This is a genomic window from Pseudomonas sp. B3G-3 (assembly GCF_028640915.1).
Lineage (GTDB): Bacteria > Pseudomonadota > Gammaproteobacteria > Pseudomonadales > Pseudomonadaceae > Aquipseudomonas > Aquipseudomonas chlororaphis_I.
Window position 1 is genome coordinate 253 of the sequence record NZ_JAQZAB010000110.1, and the last position, 23127, is coordinate 23379.

Sequence of the window (23127 nt, forward strand, 5' to 3'; positions counted from 1 at the left end):
TACGGTTACCGGGATAGCGAATTCTTTTTCATGAAGATCAAGAGCGTCTTTCCCGGTATTCCGTGAAGAACCAATAAAAAGCCCCCGGACAACTCGGTTGTCCGGGGGCTTTTTTGTATCTGGTGATTGGATAGCGACTGATCGGACCTCTTCGCGGGCAAGCCCGCGAAGAGGCCGGCAAAGGCCACACACAAAAATGCCCGATCACAGGATCGGGCATTTCTTCATTCAAGCGATCAGTTACGGATACTGCTGAACCGTACCCGGCTGTTGCTGCTGACCACCATACTGCTGGCCAGGAATCGCCTTGAGGTTCACTTCCACCCGACGGTTCTGCGCACGGCCATTGACGTCGCTGTTGCTGGCGATCGGGTTATCCGGGCCAGCGCCACGGGCCGACAGGTTGGCACCGCTGACACCTTGCGAGGTCAGGTAGGTCGCCACGCTCTGGGCGCGACGCTGGGACAGGTCCATGTTGTGCTGGCGGCTGCCGGTGCTGTCGGTGTAGCCGACGATTTCGATCTGGTTCTGGTTGAACTCCTTGAGGGAGTTGGCCAGGTTGTTCAGCGGCTGATAGAAGCTTGGAGCGATGTTCGCCGAATCGGTGGCGAACGTGATGTTACCCGGCATGATCAGCTTGATCTGATCGCCCTGGCGCTGCACTTCGACCCCGGTATTGGCCATGCTGGCGCGCAGTTTCTTTTCCTGCTGGTCGGCGTAGTAGCCGTAGCCGGCGGCGGAAGCACCGACTACCGCGGCGCCAATCAGCGCGCCCTTGCCACGGTTGTTGTGGTCGATGGCGGCACCGGCCAGCGCACCGGCCAAGGCACCCAAGCCACCGTATTTTGCAGTTTTGCTCATGCCCGTGGAGCCGTCGGCCTGCCCCTGATTGTCATAGGGGTTAGGCGAAGCACAGCCGGACAACAAGGCCACAGCAGTAGCAACAACGATCAAACGACGCGAGGTGAACATGGAGAAGCTCCTACTTTTTTCATTCTGTGATGCAGCGGACGTTGGCAACAGACCTTTGCAGGCGTTTGAACACGGCCAATGACAAAAATTCCGTGAAACTTTTGACAGCAAATGTCAGGCCCTGACAAAGGGATTCTCACGCATTTCATCGCCCAGGCGGGTGTCCGGACCATGCCCGGCCACCACCATCGCGTCTTCATCGAGGGTGTACAGACGCTGCTTGATCGAACGCACGATGGTGGCCTGGTCGCCACCCCACAGGTCCGTGCGCCCTACCCCGCGCTTGAACAAGGTGTCGCCGGCAATCAGTAGCTTAGCCTCTGCGAACCAGAAGCTCATGGAACCTGGGGTATGTCCCGGCGTATGCAGGGCCACGCCGCAGCCGCAGGCCAGCTCTTCGTCGTCCGCCAGCCAGCGATCCGGCGCCGGTACCGGCGTGTAAGGCACGCCGAACATGCCGCACTGCATCTCCAGGTTGTCCCAGAGGAACTGATCCTCCTTGTGCAGGTGCAGGGTCGCGCCGGTTTTCTCCTTCATCTGCCCGGAGGCCAGGAAGTGATCCAGGTGGGCATGGGTATGAATGATGCTCACCACCTTCAGCCCCAGCGCGTCGAGCCGCGCCATGATCAGGTCGGGGTTGCCGCCCGGGTCGACGACGATGGCCTTTTTGGTAACAGGATCACCGATGACAGTCTACATGTAGACCCTTTGACACCTATATCCACATGTAGAAGCATGTGGACAAGCGACCAAAAGGATGAGTGCATGATGCGTTCCAAGCAATCCAAATCTCGCAGCAGGGACCGCTACAGCTCCCAGGCTCATCGGGTTCTCATACCCGAATTTCAGTTATTACAAGTCAGCTATTCTGCCGCTGAAAATGAGGCTGTCTTTAGTGGTCCAACTGAATACGTAACGTTAGGTGGTGAGGATGGTTACTATCCAAACTTCCCGGTTATTATTCAGGGGAACGGAGAGCCTTGGCGAATCGCAAACTTATACTTAACAACTAAACTTCAACGAGAGAGCGGATACGAATCTAGAACCTTTCGTGGAATCGCCGACCACCTACTTAATTACTTACGATTTCTAGAAGACGAAGGTCTAGACTATCTATACCTTCCGAAAAACAACAGACTCAAGGCAACCTTCCGCTATCACAAGCATCTTATTGAATTGCGAGACCTAGGAGAAATATCAACCAGCACTGCAGGTGCGAGGATAAACGCAATTGCCATATTTTATAGATCAATAATAGACTGGAATATAATTCATAAAGAGGAGATCCCACACCTGCCCTTCGAAGATGTAGTCAAGAAAATTATCGTAACCTCTGGATTCGGAACTCAAAACGCTATAAATGTAAAATCTCACAACCTAGCTATCAAGACGCCTAGGAACAATCTTCCCGCAGAATATATACGGGATGGTGGCTCTCTTCGCCCGCTGGTGTTAAGTCATCAAATATTGATTTTGAAAGCATTACTATCTTCTTCTCGCGAGTACCAACTTATATTTTATTTCGCCTTGTTTACAGGTGCACGGATGCAGACGGCTGGAACGATTAGGACCAGGCATTTGTATGGAAATTTAGATGGAGACGGAAACTTGCGGCTCAGTGTTGGATCAGGAACCTGCATTGACACCAAACGAGGCACGCCATTGACGTTACTCGTACCCGGCTGGCTAGTTAGAGACATGATAATTTACAGCCGCAGTCCGGAAGCAGTAAAGCGTCGCAAGCGCTCGTTCTATGGGGACACTGATGACAACTACCTTTTCTTAAGTAAGAATGGAATTCCATACTACACTAGCAAAAGAGAACTTTACGACAGGCAGAACTCATTGGTAAGCCGCAATACGCTATTAACCGATCGAGCAAGCGAGGTTTCGATTCAGGACGGCGGATCAATTCGGCAACATATCATCGAAATACTAATTCCCCGTATACGCAAGGAGGAACCTGAGTTTCAGAATTTCACATTTCATGATCTCAGGGCGACTTTCGGGATGAACCTTCTTGAAAGTCAGCTAAAACATCTTGGTAACAGGGCAATCACAGCTGCCATAGACTATGTTCAACAGCGCATGGGCCATCGTGACAAGTCAACAACAATGCAATATCTAAACTATAAATCAAGACTAGAATGGAAGTCACAGGTAGAGAGCGAGTTCGAACAAGCCCTATTCAAATATGTAAGGCTTACGTGACATTATGACAACTAGTCTAGCAGTACGCCCGATCTCCATCATCGATTATAAAAATCCTGATGTTGAAGCTTTACACCCACAAAATACTGTCATCGCAGGCGACAACAAAGTTACGAACGGAAAACGTTACTTAGATTTCGGTGCGCTTTGCTATCGACAAAGAAAGAAACGGTCGATTAACAGGTATGGAAAGTACGAGGGAATGTACATTAATCCATCATCGCTTGATATTGATCGACTTTCTCTGATCAGTAAAATTATTGAAGTAGCTCGAGCGCAGACTAGTTTTCTCACAACAGTAGGCTTTCACACTACAATCAAGTGCTTCTTTGATTGGGTTGATGGGCAAACAGAAGAATTCAAGCTCTCTAGCAGAGAATCAGGTAGTCTGGCGTACATTGGTTACACTAAATACTTGCTGGACAGGGTTGACTCCTCTTCAATAAGGGGCAACTCTCTTGCAGCTAACAGTGCGGCAATACTGCAAGTCTCCGCTCGACAAGTTTTAAGTTATGCTACGGGGATGCATGATAGAGAAATAGCACTGCTTACTACTTCAATAATCCAGACAGACCGTCAAGCTCATATCAATTTAAAACAGCTAAGCAGTGACGCCCAATCCCGGACATTTGCGACGTTAATCAAGTTCATTGATGAAGCGCATCGCCTTTTGGTTGAGGGCGGTGATTTTCCTATACACCTAATTTCCCCAGGAAGTGATCCCTATTTCGTCTACAGTCTTCATCAAAATACCGCTAAGACCCAAAAAGCCAACTTAAGTATGGCCAACTTTCTGTCAACATGCTCAGAATTTCCCAGCTGGGAAACGACAGCAGAACACTTCAGCATCCCTAAAAACAATCTACTATACAACTTAAACTATACCAACTACAAAAAAGCATACATCAAAAACAATATCGATAAGCGCTCTAGCATTCGACTCCAAATTGCAAATCACGCAATGACCGCGGGCATGCTAGCATTCATAGGGGCGACCGGATGCAACCTAAGTATCGCTCAAAAACTTGACATCGAAAGCTCTGAAGTATTACCCAGCACCCAAGGTTATCGTTTCTTTGGCGTGAAGCCTAGAGCTAATGGCAAGACTGTCGCGCCAGAATTCGGAGCCCGTTTCACACCCACATTTCATAAAATTCTTGAAATACGTAACTGGCTACTTGATGGCCGAGAATCTAATTATGTGTTTGTCATTTTACCCAAAGGAACGAACACAATCGGTTATGTTGGCACTAGCGCACTTCAAACCTTAAAAAAATTAATGCGAAAAATTTACCCCTTAATCTCTTGGGTTCCTGCCATACAATGGCGAAAAAATGTAAGCTACCAGTATATTAGCAAAAGTGGTGGGGACACTGTCCTGACCGCTGAAAAGCTCAGCAACACCGAGAGTACAGTAGCAAAAAACTATGCTAGACCTGCATTGGAAGAGTTCGCCAGTCAAATAACTAATTTGCTTGATGCTATCCATTCAACAGCAATCGCTAAGACGCGCACTACTGAGCACATTCCGGTCCGTATCGCCACGGACAAGAGGCAGGAAGCAACTATAGGTGTTGGAGGCTGCGTAAAAAAATCAGATATAGATCCGCAACGGACCGCCGGCTTCACCGAACAGGCGCCAAAACCCTCTTGCCGGGATCCCGAGACGTGTTTGTTTTGTGATTTCTATTCAGTGCATGCCGACGAAGACGACATCCGTCGACTGCTTTCACTAAGATTTGTAATTATGGCAACTAAACCAAATATAGATCATGAACATTGGATCCAGAAGATTGCCCCAACCGTTCACAGAATCGACGAAGTCCTGAGTGCAATTAGCCATACAGGATCCAATATTCCATTTTTGATTTCCCAGATTCGTAACGAAGTAGAGTTAGGGCATTTAGATGAATTCTGGGCTATCCACTTCGACACGCTGGTACACATAGGAGCAGTTGTGTGAACAAAATTAGAGTTCATGACCGGCTAGAAGAACTAGCATATTTTCCTGAGGAAGGAGGGAGTCTTTCATTCTATCTTTCACCGAAGGACAGTCTCGTAATATCGCGAGATTTTGAGGGTCAGGTAATCTCCTACTTCATCGATGACGTGTGGGACATGCGTGTATATGATGCTAAAAATAAGTGCGTCTACAGTTTTTCCTCATGGTCTAAAACTGACAGCCCGCTCAAAACCATAATCATCAGAGAAATGAAAATTGCGCAACTCGCTAGACTTTATCTTTCCGGCGCACCAAGGCGAGTAGCCTCGGTACGGTTGATTTTGCTGCGAAAACTGGCGAGGCTCGCGCTTAGTAACAGTACAACCCTGACGAACTTACTAAATGATTCAAACTACCACACATCAATTATTACTAGCTTCGCCGCGCTCACGCCAGACTCGATGAAATCTCTGATTACAGTATTTAAGGAGCTTTTCGCAATACGCACCAGACATAACGAATTCACCATTGCCCCACCTAGCCACCTACTTGACAAGCTTGAGCTAATTTACAACAAATATCCGAAAGCCAAACAAAACACCCCTCTGCAAACAAAGCTAATGCCCTCAAGGATTTACGGCGAGCTCATTAATGGCCTAAGTAAAATACTTGATGAATTTAACCTCCACTCAGCACAAATAGAAGAATTTCATAAAACAAGATTAACCACTTATGGTTATGCCGTACCAGAAGCCCACAGCAATAGAAGCCAAAATATTATATCTTGGAACCAGGCCGTGAGCCATAATGGACTCGCGAGGCTTTTTGAAGGCTTATCAATAAGAAACTGGAAAGAACTAGCAATGTACATTGGCGAAGTCCAAGCGGCAGCCAAGTACTGGATTCATTTGTTCTCGGGAATGCGTGACAATGAGGCAAATTTTCTACCATCTGATACTTACGCGTCGATTGATTCTGGAACTGCCTCGTTCAAAATTTTGAAAGGCTATACTTCAAAGATAGCAGCACAAAACCACACACCAACCTTCTGGGTAACTCATGAAATTATTGAAAAAGGCATTAATGCCGCGAAGATAATCGGAACAATATCTGCTTTTATGTGCGGATGGGACGACCGAAATAAATTACAGTATCCTCTATTCGCTGGCAGGGTAGCTAGGAAGCACAACGCTGGCTCCTCGAATAAAAATACATGGCATTTCGAAGGAGCACCAGTAGCAGGGAGCATCTGCCAAACAGCACTTAGCAGACTCCTCAAAAAAATTCCCACTCTGTGCATTTGTGAATCAGACATACGTGAGCTTGAACTGTTTGATGGGTTCCGTGATTGGCGAAGCGATCCTGACTTAGCACTTGGTGCGCCTTGGCCACTAGCAACACATCAATGTCGAAGATCACTAGCGGTTTATGGGGCTCGCTCAGGGATGTTATCACTGGGATCTAGTGCCCTCCAGTTCAAACAGTTAACAGAGGCAATGGCCTCATACTATCGAAAGGATAGTATATTTTCAGTGAATTTTTTACAGTCCGATGAAGCTCAGAATTGGATGGGCGAATTGGAGCATGAGCGCAGAGCAGCTCAATTTTTTAACTATGACAACGACATTATCAAAACCTCAAATCGACTGTGGGGAGGAGAGGGAAATCGAATCCAACAAGCGCGCGACAAAGGTCGCCCATTAATTATCACTACAGACCGGCAGTTAACTGAACATAAATTCATTAAAGGGGAAATGGTCTACAAAAATGGACCAATCGGGGGATGTACTAATTTAGACCACTGCGATAAAATTTCTTTTACTAGCATCTTTGGATGCGTTGACTGTGAAAAATCAATCTTAGATGATGATCGCAGCTTGAAGAAGATCAAAAAAGGAATTAATAACTTGGTAAGAGCAAAAGAGCTTTACCCTTCCAACGCACCTCAATTCAGCCAACTGGAATCTGAAATCTCGTCATTATATGAAAAACTAGAAAGACGAGGCTTGCGAAAAAAAATGGAGGAAATTGAATGAGCGCTGTCAACGAATACCGCGAAGCACTTCAGAGACTGATATCTAACAAACCTATAAACATCCAAAAAGGCTCCGCCATCAATAAAGATACTGTGGCGTTAGAAGCGGGACGGAAAAGAGGATCAATAAAAAAGAGCAGACCAGAACACGCTCAACTTATATTGGAAATTATCGCTGCCATTCCAGCCTCTCAAACCCCCAGCATCCAAAGCCAAGCAAAAAAACCCGAACAACAGAAGCACTTAAAAAACGTGGCCCGGCAAGAGCGGGATAAAATCAAAAAATCTTATGAGATAGCTCTCGCAAAAATTGTTTCACTGGAGCACGAGAACCATGCTCTCAGAGTCGAACTCAATACTCTTAGAGGTTCACGCGCCGCGCCCAACAAGATAATTGAACTAATAACCCTCTAGAAGTTCTCATTAAACTATCAACCGCGCCCGACTTTATCAGAATGAAATTTTAAAATCGGCTTTGTGACCTACTACAACTTTGGCAAAAAAATGAATTTAACCAGGTAGAAATAGGTTAGGTTGACCTTGTCGGTCTTCAAGAAAAATCTGCCATCAGCTATTTCATTCTCACCGGGGCACGCGCGGCAGAAGCGTGTGGGGCTGGCACTTCAGTTGAATCGCAATTCTGTAAAGTTTCTCTACCGTGAGGTTGACTTCACCCCTCTCAACCCTGCCCATGTAGCTGCGATCCATCCCGCAGGCAAACGCTAGGGCGTCTTGGGACAACCCGACCGCTATCCTCCTCTCGCGGATTTTCTGCCCGAGATCCTTTGCCAGCGCTTGCATAACCGCCTCGATTGACTAAGGCGGCACTATCGGTCGTTTACCTGACAGCTAGCGACGGATTATAATCCGCATTTTGCCCGTTCCGGCTGCTTTGGGTGCCTGTATGAAACCCGCAACATTTAAGCTAGACAGGCATGTCTTCGAGCTTCTCAAGGATGGACATTTTCAGCAATTTACGACCCGTTCGCTGAGGGATGGCTATGCCCTTCGCTTGAATGGCCAGGCCCACGACGTTGAGTTATGGCGCTACATTTATGACCAGATTCAACGCCTGAAGCGCGTCGGCTGGATCACACAAGACCCGATACGACGGAAGCGTGACCAAGTCTTTCACGTCATGGACATGCCTGAAGCTATTACTCCACTCCTTGTGGACCATCGCTTTTCGACTCCCCAGATTGAGACGCCAAGCCTGATTGCCCCCATGGCGTCATCCCAAAAACTATCCCATGGTTGTCCAACCCGGCGACTCGAGTCCCTTGCGAAAGAAATACGTCTGGACATGCTCACCGCTCTGGGTGAAGCAGAGCGCTACAAGCAGCTATTCACCGAGATGCCGGTCCTCAAGGCTCGGGTTGAGGATGACTACATTGAAGCGCGTGACCGCAGTTCAAGGCTTTTGGGGCACCTTCGCGCTATCGAAAATACGCTGAAGCTGTTGGTAGCTGCATGACGGGTATGCGTATATGGCAGAACGCCTGTGTTGCCGCGGCGCTTGGGCATTATCAGTCTTCATCCCATTTCTTTTGCCAAGCAACACCTGGTGCCGGCAAAAGCCGGATGGCTGCTGAGCTCGCGAAAAGCTTATTGCACGCCGGACTCATTGATCTTGTCCTGTGCTTCGCGCCCTCCTGCCAAGTGGTTGGGGGACTGGAGAAGACATTCGCCGATGTGTTGGGCCGCTCGTTTGACGGCCGTCTAGGGTCAATTGGGGTCGCTACCACCTATCAAGCGATGGAGCATCGCTCTGCATCATTTTGGCAGTTGCTCAAAGACTATCGAGTGTTGACGGTCTTCGACGAAATTCATCACTGCGCAGGACACGATCCACTTTTGAGCAACGCCTGGGGACAAATCATCCTCCAACGATTGCAAGACCAAGCTGCCTTCACATTAGCCTTATCCGGTACTCCATGGCGCTCCGATGAAAAAGCGATCGCTTTGGCGAGGTATTCTGATCCGGAAGGCCGACTCGTTTGTGATTATCGGTACGGCCTCAAGGAGGCGGTAGCCGACAAGGTTTGCCGTTCTCCAAGGATAGTGGTCATCGATAACAGCGCCGTAAAGCTCACAGAGCTTGTCGATGAGTTACCGATTGTCACTGTCTATCCGAGCATCGCTCAGTTGCTGAGCGAGTCTCCCGTGACGTTTGAAGATCTACTCACTCATCATGACTTGATCGAGAAGGTCATCGATCTTGGACGCAGCAAACTGGATGCATTGCGCTACGAGATACCGGATGCCGGCGGCTTGGTCGTTGCTGCGAACATCAGGCATGCCAACCAGGTCGCTGCGGTCCTCAGATCGCGAGGCGAAGAGTGCTTGGTGGTAACCACCCGGACCCCAGGCGCGCAACAGCTCATCGAGGACTTTCGTGGTGGGGTGGGGAAGTGGATTGTTGCCGTTGGAATGATAAGCGAAGGTACGGATATCCCTCGCTTACAGGTGTGCTGTTATCTCAGCCGAATTCGAACGGAACTACATTATCGTCAGGTGCTCGGGCGCGTGCTGAGACGCACCGGAAACGATGATAGCGAAGCTTGGCTCTATGTCCTTGCGGAGCCATCACTGCTTCAGTTTTCCCAGCGGGTTGCTGAAGATTTACCGGATGATCTGGCGGTTTTGGACCACATCCAACTTCTTCGGGTCGGTGGTGGCTGCACCACCATGCAAGACAACATAGGCCTGGAGACAGGAGATGGGGCGCTTGATTTTCAAGTCAACCGAGCCTCTTCCACCTCTGAACATATGATTGACGGTGCTGTGGATGAAGGGAGTCTTTTCCGAATGGAGATATCCTCCGGATTTCGAACCGAGATTCTCTCCGTTTACTAATTCAGCGACACAAAATCCAGCAACTCAACCAATTTTCTGCCGTTAGCTGATTCATTCAAGGAGGCCTGAGTGAGGCGCTGGCCGCTGCAGAGACGTAAATCTGTAGGGCCAGGCCTCGGGCCCCTGAGACCTCAACGATCCATAGAACAGCAAAGCCGCGGTGCTGGGGACATGGCTTAGGGATGGCCATTGGCAGAATTATCTCTAATTATCTCGCAAACAATAATTGATCATTTTTTGCTCACCCCTCCCTTCAACGTCCAGTGTCCGCACTGCGAGCCCCGAGCCGGCAGTAGCTGTGCTGCACGTCATGCTGGTCATTCGTAACCACCGTCGTCGAATGGCGCTGGAGACCCCAGGGGTCCCAGCTTTCTAAGCCTGCATTACAGTCGAGTGCAGTTTCCGGCAGAGGGGATATCGCAGCAGCCCCATCACGAACAGCCTGCTCCTCAGTGAACGATGAGAAAGTTCTTTATAGCCCTTACTTTCTGGTGGCGGCCACGCTTTCCATCAGACAGGAGGTTAGACATGGCCGTTTTTACCATCTGAGACACTGAGCCCCACACCAGATGCCACCTAGTTTTCATTGGCCGCCTCCTTCAGATGATGAGAGTTTGGGTTCGCTATTCCTGCAGGCGCTCATAACTCTCGTTGAAAGCTCACCGCTGATGAGCCCCCGCGTTTATGTTGATCCCTATCCACCGACCCTACCAAGGACCACCGCGACGCGCTGCTGACGTCTATCACGCAGCCTTTGACGGACTGCGTATATCAGCATGATGAGCAGTGTCAGGACCACCGTCATCAACGTTTGATATCGATACGTGTCTGTCAGCAGCATGTATCCCAAGACCATGAGAATCGTGCCAATCACCATCCAGGTCAGCCAAGGGAACATCCACATCTTGAACGACAACTCGATCCCGGCCCGCTCTGCACGTGCACGCATCCGCAGCTGCGAGATGGCGATAACCAGGTACACCAGCAGCGCAAGGGCGCCTGTAGTCGACAAGAGAAATACGAACACCTTGCCGGGGAAAAGATAATTCAGCAGACAACCGGCGAAGCCCGCGAGAGTCGACAGGATGACTGCCACCACCGGAACGCCATTGCGCGAAACACTCTTGGTCACAGCCAACGCCTCGCCTCTCACGCCAAGCGAATAGAGCATACGTGAAGCGGTGTACAGTCCAGAGTTCATGCAACTGGTGACGGCCACCAGGACTACCAGATCTACAATGAGCTTCGCCGCAGGGATGTTTAGCACTTCCAATACGCGCTGGAAAGAACCTACCTCCACAAGACGCGGATCATTCCAGGCCACTAGCGAAACCACTAGGAAGATCGAAAGCAGGTAGAAAATTGCAATTCGGTAGACAACCAGGTTGGTAGCACGACGAATTTTTTCTTGGGGATTGGCTGTTTCTGCCGCTGCAATGGTGACTACTTCGGCACCAAAGAAGGAGAAGATCGTGATCAGTATCCCTCCGAGAACCGCATCCCAACCATTAGGCACGAAACCACCGGCCGACCAAAGCTTCTCAACGCCCGCAACCTCAGCTAACGGCCAAACCCCCAGGACTGCCATGCCACCGACCACGATGAAAGCAATGATCGCGATGACTTTTACGAGGGCAAACCAAAATTCAAATTCACCGAAGTTTTTCACGCTGACCAAATTGGTGCAGGCCAGCAGTACCATAATGGCGAAGGCAAATGCCCAGGACGGTATGGCAGGGAAATAGCCATGGAGAATGTCACCTCCAGCGATGGCCTCTACCGGGATGATCAGCACCCAGTACCACCAGTACATCCAGCCGATGGTAAAGCCCGCCCAAGGCCCGATAGCTTCGCCGGCATAGGTGGAAAATGAACCGCTGTTGGGGTTGGCCACAGCCATTTCACCCAACATACGCATTACCAGTAACACCAAAAGGCCGGTCATCGCGTAAGACACGAGAATCACCGGGCCGGCTGAGGCAATCGCTATTGAGGAGCCGATGAACAATCCAGCACCGATGATGCCGGCGATGGAAATCATGGATACCTGACGGGATGTCAAGCCATGTTGCAGAGAACCTTGTTGATTCGGTTGGAGCGACGTCATTTGAAACCTTCGATCAACGTCGCCGCCACAAGAGCGACGGCGAGTTTTCTTGTCGTTATTTTCTGCACGACCCTTCGGACCGCGTTAATCGTGAGCGCACCAGGCTAAGTGAGCGCCTCAAGCAGCTGCCGTAATGATGATCTCAACCAGCATGCCGGATTTTGCTAACCGGGCCTGACCGGTTGACCGCGCAGGTGCATGCTCCTTGACCAACCAGGCATCCCACACACGATTCACTTCTTCAAAATCCCGGAGATCGTCCAGCCAAAGGATCGCGTTCAAAATTTTGGTTTTATCGCTGCCTGCCAGTGCCAGAAGCCGATCGATTTTCTCAAGAACCTCTTGGGTCTGCGCTGCAGCAGATTCTCCCGGTGTGCCAACCTGGCCTGTCAAATACACCACACCATTGTGCTTTACGGCATGGTGGATTCGCGTATCAAACGCGTACCGCTCAATATCAGTCACAGCAAAATACCCCTAGTTAAAATTGAAAACTCACGATCAACTGGCGATATGAGCTAGCCCTTCCGACTGCCTCATTCGCCCAAATAGGCTTTCTGGACCTGCTTGTCGTGCAGCAAGTCATGACAATCGCCCGTCAGAGCGATACGGCCCGAATCGATGACGTAAGCACGATCGCAAGTCTGCAAGGCCAAGCGGGCGTTCTGCTCTACCAGAAGCAGCGTCACACCGCCCTTCACTACATCGCGAATCGTCTCGAAGATCTTCTGTACGATGATTGGTGCAAGGCCCATGGATGGCTCGTCTAGAAGCAGCAATTTCGGACGTCCCATTAGCGCGCGGGAAATCGCCAGCATCTGCTGCTCCCCTCCGGACATGGTTCCGGCCAGCTGAAACGCACGCTCCTTCAAGCGAGGGAAGACTCCGTACATACGCTCGATATCTGCACCGATAGCATCCTTGCCGTCACGCCGGGAAAAAGCGCCCATTTCAAGGTTTTCGTGCACCGTTAGCTTGGGGAAGATGCCACGTCCCTCCGGCACCAATGCCAGGCCTTCGCGGATCAGATCGTAACCCTTGATCGCAGCATGAGCCTTGCCGTCGAAGGTAATTTGCCCGGCACTAGGAGTCAGCAGACCGGCCAGTGTCTTGAGGGTGGTGGTCTTGCCTGCACCGTTTGCGCCGATCAGGGCAACCATTTCGCCCTCTCCGACTTTGAGGTCGATTCCCTTGATAGCCTGGATCGCACCATAGGCGACCTTTAGATCATTTACTTCCAGGATGTTTTTCATGCCACAGCCTCCGCACCGAGATAGGCTTCGATGACTTTGGGGTCCTTCTGCACGTCGGCCGGTAGGCCATCAGCGATCTTGCGGCCGAATTCGAGCACCGTGACGTGATCGCACAGCCCCATTACCAGCTTCACGTCATGCTCGATCAACAGAACAGTCTTTCCATCTGCCTGCATCTTGCACATCAGTTTGCGCAGACCCTCAGTTTCCGAAGCGTTCATACCGGCGGCCGGTTCATCTAGAGCGATCAGTTTTGGCTCGGTCGCCAGGGCGCGGGCGATTTCCAAGCGGCGCTGGTCGCCGTAAGACAGATTGCGCGCTAGTTCGCCCCCTAGGTGGGCAATGCCAACGTAGTCGAGCCAATGCCGGGCGGCTTGGCGGATCTCCCGCTCCTCTTGAACACAGGCCTTGGTGCGCAAGATCGCGCCGAACACACCGCTGCGGGTGCGCACATGCCGCCCAATCATTACGTTCTCCAGAGCCGTCATGTTGTGGAACAAGCGGATGTTCTGGAAGGTACGTGAAATGCCGGCTTCTACCACCTTGTCAGGCTTACTGATACGAAGGGGTTTGCCATCGAACACCACGCGTCCCTGCTCGGCCTGATACAAACCGGTGAGGACGTTGAACAGAGTGGTCTTACCGGCACCATTAGGCCCTAGCAGACCGCGAATCTCGCCACGGCGGATGCTCAGATCGATTCCGTGTAGAGCCTGCAAGCCGCCAAAAAACTTGCTGACCTGATGCAGTTCGAGAAGTACGTCGCTCATGCCTTGTCCGCCTCTTTGGCCGGGTAGTCGAAGGATGCTTCGGTCGCAGGAGCCTGCACGGTTGTACTCAGCGCGGCGGCCACAGGGGCCAATTCAGGATCGGTATCATGCAGTTCATTGCGACGCCTGTCGGATGGCCACAGGCCTTCAGGACGGAAGCGCATTACCAGAATCAACGCCAGTCCGAACACCAGCATGCGCAGAGTCGATGCGTCCAGAACGTTGCGTAGGATGTCGCGGCTGATGAAGGTGACATTGTCCATCACCCACGGCTGAATCCAGTTGACCAGGTCTCGGAACAATTCGGGCATTACCGAGAGGATCAACGCACCAAGAACCACGCCACGGATGGACCCCATACCCCCAAGCACGACCATGGCCAGGACCATGATGGATTCCATCAGGGTGAAGGATTCGGGACTCACGAAGCCTTGGTAGCTGGAGAACAGGACGCCGGACACACCGCCGAAGGTTGCGCCCATGGCAAAGGCAAGCAATTTAAGGTTGCGCTTGTTTAGACCCATGGCCTCTGCGGCGACTTCATCCTCGCGCAGTGCCATCCAAGCGCGACCGATACGCGAGACCTCAAGGCGCTTGGACAGAATGATGCAGAGGATGACGATGAACAGGAAGAACAGGTAGTAGCTGATTACCGGTGACACGTTTAGTCCGAACAGGCTCCAGTTCTGCTGAAGGGACAACACTGGAACCACTTCACTGCCTGCAGCATGCGTCCATGGCCCAAAGTCGACATGCAGAGGCGCAATATTGCTGATGCCCTGGGGGCCATTGGTGAGATTCACCGGCTGGTCCAGGTTGTTCATGAAGATTCGGATGATCTCGCCGAAACCGAGGGTGACGATTGCCAAGTAGTCACCCCGGAGCTTAAGCACAGGCGCACCGATCAGCACCCCGCAGATGGCAGCAGCGACCGCTGCCACAGGGATGATCACCCACAATGGCCAATCCATCACGCCACTGGCAAGGCCAGCCAAGTTCAAGTGTGGCGACGCGAGCAAGGCATAGAGGTAGGCACCGATCGCATAGAAACCGATATACCCCATGTCGAGTAGACCGGCGTAACCGATGACGATGTTCAGCCCCAGGGCCAGAAGCACATAGAGCATGGCGAAGCCGAGGATGCGCACCCAGGTCGGGCCCAGCATGGGAATCGCCTCGACCAAAAACGGCAAGGCGATAAAGCCAAGGATCAACAAAAGGTACTGTGTCTTGAGGTTTTTCATGATCCCGTCCTCAGGCTCGGTCGGCCTGGCGTTCGCCAAGCAGGCCATTGGGCCGGAACAGCAGCACCAGGATCAGCACAGCAAAGGCGAAGATGTCCTGGTAGTTGGCGCCGAGGAAGCCCCCGGTGATTTGGCCGGTGTAACCAGCCGCAAGCGACTCGATCAGACCCAGCAATAGCCCGCCTGCCATGGCGCCGAACAGGTTACCGATGCCACCAAGCACCGCCGCAGAGAAAGCCTTCAAACCCAGCAGCAGCCCCATATAGGCATCTGCCTGGCCGTAGTTGATCGCACGCATCACTCCGGCGATGGCGCCCAAACTCGCGCCAATCAGGAAGGTCGCGGAAATTACCCGGTTAATGTTGATGCCCATCAGTCCGGCAACTTCCTGGTTTTGCGCAGTGGCGCGCATGGCTTTGCCCAGACGAGTCTTGTCGACCAACAACCAGAGGCCGAGCATGATCACCACAGCGATCAGCATGATCGACAACTGCACGTTGGTCATGGTGGCGCCAAAGACGTCCACAGGCTGGGTCTCGACCACTTCAGGGAAGGTTTTGTAGCCACGCCCCCAGATCATCATCGCCAAGTTCTGCAGGGCAATCGAGATGCCAATGGCAAGAATCAATGGAGTCAGTCGCGGCGCTTTACGCAGCGGCCGGTACGCATACTTCTCCATGCCTTGAGCCAGCAACATGCACACTACGGCCGCCGCCATGATCGCCAGAAGCAAGGTGACGATGCCGGGGGCGAATCCCGCGCCAGCGAGCATCGTAAGAACGGAGATGGTCACCATCGCACCAACCATCACCACTTCGCCGTGGGCAAAATTGATCAAGCCGATGATGCCGTAGACCATGGTGTAGCCCAGAGCTACTAGCGCGTAAATGCTGCCCAACACCAACCCGTTGAGCACCTGTTGTAACAAAATATCGAAATTTCCGTCCACGAGCTGAATCCTCGAAACTGCATTGACGACGACGCATGACAATGGGTTGTCATGCATCGACGGACCTGGCAGATGGGTGAAGTCTTATTGTTTTTTGCAGGCTTCAGCCCGCTAATTATTCGAGGGTTTGCCGTTACTTAATCCCGCTGAACGGCCAAGGTCTTCCATGCGCCACCTTCGAACTGGAACACCGTTGCAGCCGGGCTTTTCAAATTGCCTTCGTCGTCAAAGGCGATGGTGCCCGTTACACCTTCATAGCTCTCACGCTTGAGGACAGGCAGGTACACCTTCGGATCAGGAGAGCCGGCCTTAACCATGGCGTTGATTGCCGCCCAGGTCGCGTCATAGGCAGCTGGTGAGGACTGCACTACGCCAACGCCGAACTTGTCTTTCAGCTTCTGCTCGAAAGCAGCGCCCTTGGGCATCTCCAACAACGGGGTGCCGTAGTTCCAGGCATACACACCTTCGGCAGCGCTACCAGCCATCTGCTTGAAGGAGTCGTTAGGCAGGTTGCCAATGTTCATGAAGCGCGCCTTCAGGCCCAGGTTTTTCATCTGCTTGGCCATTGGGGCGGCTTGGTAGTCCAAGGCGGCAAAGAACACCGCATCGGCTTTTTGTGCCTTGGCGGTAGTGAGGATGGCGTTGAAATCAGTGGACTTGTCGTTGGTGTATTCGCGCACCACCACGTTGCCGCCTGCTGCTTTAACAGCCTTTGTCACTTCGTCTGCCAGACCCTGGCCGTATGCAGTACGGTCGTCAAAGATAGCGATACGCTTGGCTTCCATCTTGGTGACCAGATAGTTGCCTGCGTAGCGGCCAAGAGTGGCGTCATCGTTGACAACACGGAACACCGAAGGGATTCCTTGGCGTGTGAGCGCTGGGTTGGTAGCGGATGGTGAGATTTGGGGGATGCCGGCGGCTGCGTAAATTTTTGAGGCGGGGATACTGGTACCGGAGTTGTAGTGGCCAATTACGACTGCCACTTTCGAATCCACCAGGCGCTGGGCTACCGCAGTACCGGTGCGAGGATCCGCAACATCATCTTCAGAAACCAGCTTGAATTCGGCAACCTTGTCGCCGATTTTCAGTTGCTGTTGATTTGCCTCCTCGACTGCGATCTGGATGCCATGTTCAACATCCTGGCCTTGGTGTGCTGATGGACCGGTCAAGGGCCCCGCAAAGCCAATCTTGACTACCTCAGTCTCCGCTGCGTTTGCCCCTCCCATAGTCATCAGCAAAGTAACCGCGGTTGCGAGCACGTTCAGCCCGCATTTTTTGTTGTTTTGCATTCTAGTGCTCCCAGTAGTGGTCGAACGAGCATCGGGACACAAAGCAAGCGGACGAGGACCAGAAAGCAATACGAGCCCTCGCCATCGCTTGCCACACGCATTGGCCAGAAAGCCTCCGCACTTGTAAGATAACAGTCAGCAGGTAACTGTCAAGAGGACTATGCTATGGTCGGGATCGATCAAAAGGACATTTGGACCGGTGGAAGGCCTTGAAGCCTGCGTTCGTACCCAATATCCGAATGAATGCTTGATAAGATCTGTCTACAAAATCACCGCTGGTTGGATACGGATCTCGCTCGAAAGGGCTTCAGGCCTGCTCAACCCAGCGGATAAAAACCGTGAGGAGCGAATCCGCTTGAGGAGCAATTTGCTATGAATGCGTCGCTAGGCATACGCCGCGCCAATTTGGCTGAAACCGTAATTCAGGAGCTATCAGCACGGATCGACAATGGCATTTGGGGACCCGGTCAAAAGCTGCCATCCGAGCAGGAGCTGTGTAAGGAGTTCGGTGTCAGCCGCCCCGTCGTTCGAGAGGCCGTAGCATCCTTGCGTCTAGGAGGGCGCTTGGTGGCACGCCAGGGCGTAGGCGTGTTCGTAGTGGAGCAGGACGTCAAACGAATCGGTTTTGCCATCGACACTGTTGTCGACGATGTTCGTGCCGCAGCTCAGATTCTGGAGCTGCGGTTGGGCGTCGAAGTTGAGTCTGTTGCTCGCGCCGCTGAACGTCGCAGCCCTACCAGCATGGCGCAAATCACGGAGGCGTTTGATCGATTTAGCGCCTTGAGTGACGCCTCACTTGAGGAGGAAGCCAGGGCCGACTTTGAGTTCCATTTGGCGATTGCGCGCGCGACCAACAACCCTCACTTTACGCAGCTTCTTGAAGCCTTAGGACCAGATATCATTCTCGACCTGAACCTTAAGCACAGCCAGGTTCATGGAAAAAATCGGCAGGCCCACATCAAAAAAATTGCCCGCGAGCATGGTGCGATTTTGTCAGCCATCACAATGGGTGACGTAACAGGTGCGCGAACAGCATTACGAAAACACTTGGAGGAAAGCCTTTCGCGCTATCAGAGACTGTTAGACAGCAAGGCATAGTGCACTTTCCATCACAGAACGCTGCTTGCGCGTGATGACTTGGCTGGGCTGCAAAACAGCCCTCTGCCAGTCCGCTGAGCGATCTAACGCTTTCCAAAAATCCCGACCGCCCGCTACTGAAACAGCTAAATCGTTTGTTCAAATGCTCCAAAACCCTTGAGCGCTCACCCATGCGAAATCGCCTGCGAGCAGCGCGCATGCTCCGCTTCACCCTACAATCCGAGCGTATGGTGCGCCGTAGACTGCCTCCGGAGATGTAGCACGAACATCCCAAAATCCAAGCAGATAGGTAAGTTATTTGATAACATACAAGCAAAATTATCTGTCGGCCTTATAGCCGGGATGATCTAGTAACTTGGGAGTTTGACGATGGAAGCAGCACTCAACACGCGGAGGGCTAACCTCGCAGAAACTGTAATTCGCGAGTTGTCCAACCGCATCGACTCAGGCATTTACGGTCCAGGCGAAAAGCTGCCGTCTGAACAAGCCCTGTGCAAAGAATTCAACGTAAGCCGACCTGTCATCCGTGAAGCCGTAGCATCCCTTCGCCTGGGTGGTCGCTTGATCGCGCGCCAAGGTGTAGGCGTTTTTGTCGTGGAACAGGACGTCAAGCGCATCGGCTTCGCCATTGGCAGCATTGTCGACGATGTCCGAGCGGCGGCCCATGTTCTGGAGTTGCGCCTTGGAATCGAAATTGAGTCCGTGGCACGAGCTGCGGAACGCCGAACGCCTGCCAGCCTAGCCATGATCACCGAAGCCTTTGATCGCTTCAATGCCCTGGACGGCTCCAATCTCGAAGAAGAAGCCAAAGCCGACTTTGAGTTCCATCTTGCCATTGCGCGAGCCACGAACAATCCGCACTTTGCCCAGTTATTGGAAGCGCTTGGCCCAGACATCATCCTTGACCTGAACCTGAAGCACAGCCAGGTCAGCGGGAAGAACCGTCTGACCCACATCAAGAAGATCGGTCGAGAGCACGGTGCAATTCTCTCTGCAATCACGATGGGAGATGTGTCAGGTGCTCGCAGCGCACTGCGCAAGCACTTGGAGGAAAGCCTTTCACGCTATCAGCGACTGCTTACAGAGAGCAACTGAATAGCGGCCTTCGCCAAATTGAAATGCTTCAGCACAAACCGATGCACACCCAATACTGGCGATGCGATCGGTTTGAACCTGAAGCGAGTAAGGGTGTGGATCAAAGCCCCAAGCAGACGTACTTGATTTCGAGGTAATCCTCGATCCCGTAGCGCGAACCTTCGCGACCCAGCCCTGATGCTTTAACGCCACCAAATGGTGCGACTTCGGTTGCGACCACTCCGACGTTTACACCAACCATGCCGTACTCCAGCGCTTCCGAAACCCGCCAGATGCGCCCAACGTCACGAGCATAGAGGTAGCATGCCAAGCCGAACTCGGTGTTGTTGGCTTCGGCAATGACTTCCTCTTCACTGGTGAAGCGAAACAATGGCGCTACAGGCCCAAAAATCTCTTCCCGGGCGACACGCATCTCAGGTGTTACATCAGCCAACAGGGTGGGCTCGAAGAATGCCTCACCGAGAATATGGCGACGCCCCCCTGCAACTACCCGAGCACCAGCCTCCACAGCCTCGCCCACCATCCGCTCCACTCCGGTGGCAGCACGACCGTCAATCATCGGCCCTACCTGAGTGCCAGGCTCATCACCTCGCCCAACAACCAACTCGCGCACACGCTCAGCAAAGCGTTCGACAAAGCGATCGTAAATGCCTGCCTGGATATAGAACCGGTTGGCGCAAACACAAGTTTGTCCGCTGTTCCGGAACTTGGCGATAAGCGCACCTTCGACCGCCTTCTCCAGGTCTGCATCATCAAACACGATGAAGGGCGCATTCCCGCCGAGCTCCATGGTGACTTTCTTGACCGTCGCAGCTGACTGCTGCAACAGCTGAATACCGATTGGAGTGGAGCCCGTGAACGACAACTTGCGCACGATTGGGCTAGCGGTCAGCTCACCGCCGATAGCCGCTGAATCCCCGGTGACCACGCTGAGCACACCCGCCGGGATACCGGCTCGCTCAGCCAGTACACAGAGCGCGAGAGCGCTGTACGGTGTCTGCGAGGCAGGCTTGAGTACCAGCGTGCAGCCTGCGGCCAGGGCGGGAGCCGCTTTCCGCGTGATCATTGCCGCCGGGAAGTTCCACGGGGTGATCGCGGCACAAACGCCGATTGGTTCCTTGGTGACAATCAGCCTGCGGTCGGCTGCAGGCGACGGGATAACATCGCCATAAATGCGCTTCCCTTCCTCAGCGTAGAACTCCACATAAGCCGCAGCGAAAGCGATCTCGCCACGGGACTCAGCCAGCGGCTTGCCCTGTTCGGCGGTCATGATTTGCGCCAGGTCTTCCTGGTGAGCATGTATCTCGCGGAACCAGGCTTGCAAGCGTGCCGCACGTTCTTTTGCGGTCAAAGCCCGCCATGCAGGCAGAGCCCGTTCAGCAGCCTCGATGGCACGGCGGGTTTCTGCCGCGCCCATACGCGGAACCGTGCCCAGCAGTTCGCCAGTAGCCGGATTGGTGACATTGATATGTTGGCCACCATCTGCCGGCACCCATTTTCCGTCGATGTAGCAAACTTCACGCAGCAGATTAGAATCGGCAAGTTTCATGTCGATTAGCTCGTTCGAAGAAAAAAAAGTGGGGCCAGACTGCGCCCCACTGAGGGAACCTCACTGAGAGGCCAAAGCCTTGTCTCGGATCTGGCTGAGGGTCATGCGCGGGGTCAAAGCTTCTGGGTCCACTTGCACTTCAATAAGCGAAGGCTTGCCAGAAGCTTGGCAACGCTCAAATGCACCAGCGAAGTCTTCCGTGCGGGTCACAGTTTCACCGTGCAGACCAAAGGCACGAGCCAGAGCTGCGAAGTCCGGGTTGTGCAGTTCGGTACCGGACACACGGCCAGGGTAGCTACGCTCCTGGTGCATACGGATGGTGCCGTACATACCGTTGTTCACCACCACGACGATCAGGCGAGCGTCGTAATGCGCGGCGGTAGCCAGTTCCTGCCCATTCATCAGGAAGCAACCGTCACCAGCGAATGCAACCACGGTGCGTTGCGGGTAGGTCAACTTCGCCGCCACAGCTGCTGGCACGCCATAACCCATGGAGCCGTTGGTTGGCCCGAGCAGGGTGCGGAAGGTGCGGTGTTGATAACCACGGTGTACCCAGCCGGTGTAGTTACCAGCGCCGCAGGTGAGGATGCTGTCTTCTGGCAGCGTCTTGTTCAGCCAGGCAATTACTTCGCTCATCTGCACATCGCCAGGCGAACGCGGAGTTTCGAAGTTGCCACGGTAGCCGCGATTAAGAGTAGCGACCCAGTCCTCGAAGGCAGTCGGCAGTACCGCCGGCAACGAGGCGGCCTGACGCAGGAAGCTCGCTGGGCCAGCATTGATCCCCAGCGTTGGCTGGTAGACCCGACCAATTTCTTCTGCGCTGGCATGAACATGCACCAACGTCTGCTTCGGCGTCGGGATGTCGACCAGAGCGTAGCCGCCAGTGGTCATTTCGCCGAGGCGAGCACCGACCACGATCAGCAGGTCGGATTGTTTCACTGCTTCGACTAACACCGGACCTGCCGCAAGGCCCATGTCGCCAGCGTAGTGTGGGTCCGTATTGTCGAACAGGTCCTGGCAGCGGAAGGAAGCGGCTACCGGCAGGTTCTGCACCTGGACGAACTTCTTGAGGTCTGCGACCGCGTCAGCATTCCAACCACCACCGCCAGCAATCACCAGTGGCTTGTTGGCCTTGGCAATCAGCGCCTTCAGCTCCTCAAGCGCGGCAGGGGAAGGAGCTGCTTCAACACGTTGTGCTGGACGAGCGTTCGGGACATGGACGATATCGGTCAGCATGTCCTCTGGCAGCGCCACGACAACAGGACCTGGACGACCGCTGATCGCCCGCTGGAACGCTTGGTTGACCAGCTCAGGAATGCGCTCGGCGTCATCAATCTGGACAACCCATTTGGCCATTTGGCCAAACATGCGGCGGTAGTCGACTTCCTGGAAGGCCTCACGCTCGATCTGATCACGGGCCACTTGACCGATGAACAGGATCATCGGCGTGGAGTCCTGGAACGCGGTGTGTACGCCCACCGAGGCGTTGGTTGCACCAGGCCCACGAGTGACCATGCAGATCCCTGGTTTGCCGGTCAGTTTGCCGTAGGCTTCAGCCATATAGGCTGCGCCACCTTCCTGACGGCAGACGACCAGCTCGATCTCGTCTTTAACGTCGTGCAGGGCATCGAGCACCGCCAGGTAGCTTTCGCCAGGTACGCAGAAGGCGCGATCAACGCCATTGACCCGCAGCGCGTCGACCAGTACTTCGCCACCGCTGCGCTTGCCTTTGGATGGATTATTCATTGTGGTGTTCT

Annotated in this window: 20 protein-coding genes; 8 read left to right on the plus strand and 12 right to left on the minus strand. The window is 53.0% G+C overall.

Annotated elements, in window-relative coordinates:
• Positions 1-240: 240 nt before the first annotated feature.
• Positions 241-972, minus strand: coding sequence for an OmpA family lipoprotein (locus PVZ80_RS17890; RefSeq protein WP_009050733.1), 732 nt, complete (start codon positions 970-972; stop codon positions 241-243).
• A 114-nt stretch (positions 973-1086) separates the two neighbouring features.
• On the minus strand, positions 1087-1659 hold the full coding sequence (locus tag PVZ80_RS17895) for an MBL fold metallo-hydrolase (protein ID WP_273864355.1): 573 nt from the start codon (positions 1657-1659) through the stop codon (positions 1087-1089).
• 78 nt (positions 1660-1737) lie between these two features.
• On the opposite strand from PVZ80_RS17895, the gene PVZ80_RS17900 reads away from it, so the two are divergent.
• From PVZ80_RS17900 to PVZ80_RS17915, 4 genes are read left to right on the plus strand one after another with little or no spacing between them, the layout of a single operon-like run.
• A complete protein-coding gene (locus tag PVZ80_RS17900) occupies positions 1738-3183 on the plus strand; it encodes a site-specific integrase (RefSeq protein WP_257372685.1) in 1446 nt (481 codons plus the stop codon).
• Positions 3184-3187: 4 nt separating this feature from the next.
• On the plus strand, positions 3188-5146 hold the full coding sequence (locus PVZ80_RS17905; protein WP_257372684.1) for a hypothetical protein: 1959 nt from the start codon (positions 3188-3190) through the stop codon (positions 5144-5146).
• Positions 5143-7161 carry a hypothetical protein gene (locus PVZ80_RS17910; protein WP_257372682.1) on the plus strand — a complete coding sequence of 673 codons (2019 nt, stop codon included), beginning with the start codon at positions 5143-5145 and terminating at the stop codon, positions 7159-7161. Before PVZ80_RS17905 ends, PVZ80_RS17910 begins: the two co-directional genes overlap by 4 nt.
• Entirely contained in the window at positions 7158-7574 is a 417-nt protein-coding gene (locus PVZ80_RS17915; protein WP_257372681.1) for a hypothetical protein, read from the plus strand. Before PVZ80_RS17910 ends, PVZ80_RS17915 begins: the two co-directional genes overlap by 4 nt.
• Before the next feature lie 168 nt (positions 7575-7742).
• Here the strand turns inward: PVZ80_RS17915 and PVZ80_RS17920 are convergent, their stop codons facing one another.
• On the minus strand, positions 7743-7961 hold the full coding sequence (locus PVZ80_RS17920) for a helix-turn-helix domain-containing protein (RefSeq protein WP_257372679.1): 219 nt from the start codon (positions 7959-7961) through the stop codon (positions 7743-7745).
• 103 nt (positions 7962-8064) lie between these two features.
• On the opposite strand from PVZ80_RS17920, the gene PVZ80_RS17925 reads away from it, so the two are divergent.
• Positions 8065-8634 (plus strand): hypothetical protein, encoded by a 570-nt coding sequence (locus PVZ80_RS17925; RefSeq protein ID WP_257372677.1) that lies wholly within the window; start codon positions 8065-8067, stop codon positions 8632-8634.
• Positions 8631-10016, plus strand: coding sequence for a DEAD/DEAH box helicase (locus tag PVZ80_RS17930; protein WP_257372675.1), 1386 nt, complete (start codon positions 8631-8633; stop codon positions 10014-10016). The genes PVZ80_RS17925 and PVZ80_RS17930 overlap by 4 nt, the downstream gene beginning before the upstream one ends.
• Positions 10017-10710: 694 nt before the next feature.
• Here the strand turns inward: PVZ80_RS17930 and PVZ80_RS17935 are convergent.
• The 7 genes from PVZ80_RS17935 to PVZ80_RS17965 all read right to left on the minus strand — a co-directional run bounded on the left by PVZ80_RS17935 (position 10711) and on the right by PVZ80_RS17965 (position 17628).
• Complete coding sequence (locus tag PVZ80_RS17935) at positions 10711-12123, minus strand: amino acid permease (protein WP_257372673.1); 1413 nt, start codon at positions 12121-12123, stop codon at positions 10711-10713.
• A gap of 117 nt (positions 12124-12240) precedes the next feature.
• Positions 12241-12588, minus strand: a complete 348-nt coding sequence (locus tag PVZ80_RS17940) for a RidA family protein (protein WP_257372671.1) — start codon at positions 12586-12588, stop codon at positions 12241-12243.
• Positions 12589-12659: 71 nt separating this feature from the next.
• Positions 12660-13376 carry an ABC transporter ATP-binding protein gene (locus tag PVZ80_RS17945; protein WP_257372670.1) on the minus strand — a complete coding sequence of 239 codons (717 nt, stop codon included), beginning with the start codon at positions 13374-13376 and terminating at the stop codon, positions 12660-12662.
• Positions 13373-14146 carry an ABC transporter ATP-binding protein gene (locus PVZ80_RS17950; protein WP_257372668.1) on the minus strand — a complete coding sequence of 258 codons (774 nt, stop codon included), beginning with the start codon at positions 14144-14146 and terminating at the stop codon, positions 13373-13375. The genes PVZ80_RS17945 and PVZ80_RS17950 overlap by 4 nt, the downstream gene beginning before the upstream one ends.
• Entirely contained in the window at positions 14143-15390 is a 1248-nt protein-coding gene (locus PVZ80_RS17955) for an ABC transporter permease subunit (protein WP_257372666.1), read from the minus strand. The genes PVZ80_RS17950 and PVZ80_RS17955 overlap by 4 nt, the downstream gene beginning before the upstream one ends.
• Positions 15391-15400: 10 nt before the next feature.
• Positions 15401-16339 (minus strand): branched-chain amino acid ABC transporter permease, encoded by a 939-nt coding sequence (locus PVZ80_RS17960; RefSeq protein ID WP_306674808.1) that lies wholly within the window; start codon positions 16337-16339, stop codon positions 15401-15403.
• Positions 16340-16476: 137 nt separating this feature from the next.
• On the minus strand, positions 16477-17628 hold the full coding sequence (locus PVZ80_RS17965; protein WP_257372662.1) for a branched-chain amino acid ABC transporter substrate-binding protein: 1152 nt from the start codon (positions 17626-17628) through the stop codon (positions 16477-16479).
• A 372-nt stretch (positions 17629-18000) separates the two neighbouring features.
• On the opposite strand from PVZ80_RS17965, the gene PVZ80_RS17970 reads away from it, so the two are divergent.
• Positions 18001-18726 carry a FadR/GntR family transcriptional regulator gene (locus tag PVZ80_RS17970; protein ID WP_273864322.1) on the plus strand — a complete coding sequence of 242 codons (726 nt, stop codon included), beginning with the start codon at positions 18001-18003 and terminating at the stop codon, positions 18724-18726.
• Positions 18727-19095: 369 nt separating this feature from the next.
• Entirely contained in the window at positions 19096-19821 is a 726-nt protein-coding gene (locus PVZ80_RS17975) for a FadR/GntR family transcriptional regulator (protein WP_257372653.1), read from the plus strand.
• 100 nt (positions 19822-19921) lie between these two features.
• On the opposite strand, the gene PVZ80_RS17980 is transcribed toward PVZ80_RS17975, so the two are convergent.
• Positions 19922-21370 (minus strand): NAD-dependent succinate-semialdehyde dehydrogenase, encoded by a 1449-nt coding sequence (locus PVZ80_RS17980; RefSeq protein WP_257372652.1) that lies wholly within the window; start codon positions 21368-21370, stop codon positions 19922-19924.
• Positions 21371-21430: 60 nt separating this feature from the next.
• Positions 21431-23116, minus strand: a complete 1686-nt coding sequence (locus PVZ80_RS17985; protein ID WP_257372651.1) for a thiamine pyrophosphate-binding protein — start codon at positions 23114-23116, stop codon at positions 21431-21433.
• Positions 23117-23127 lie beyond the last annotated feature (11 nt).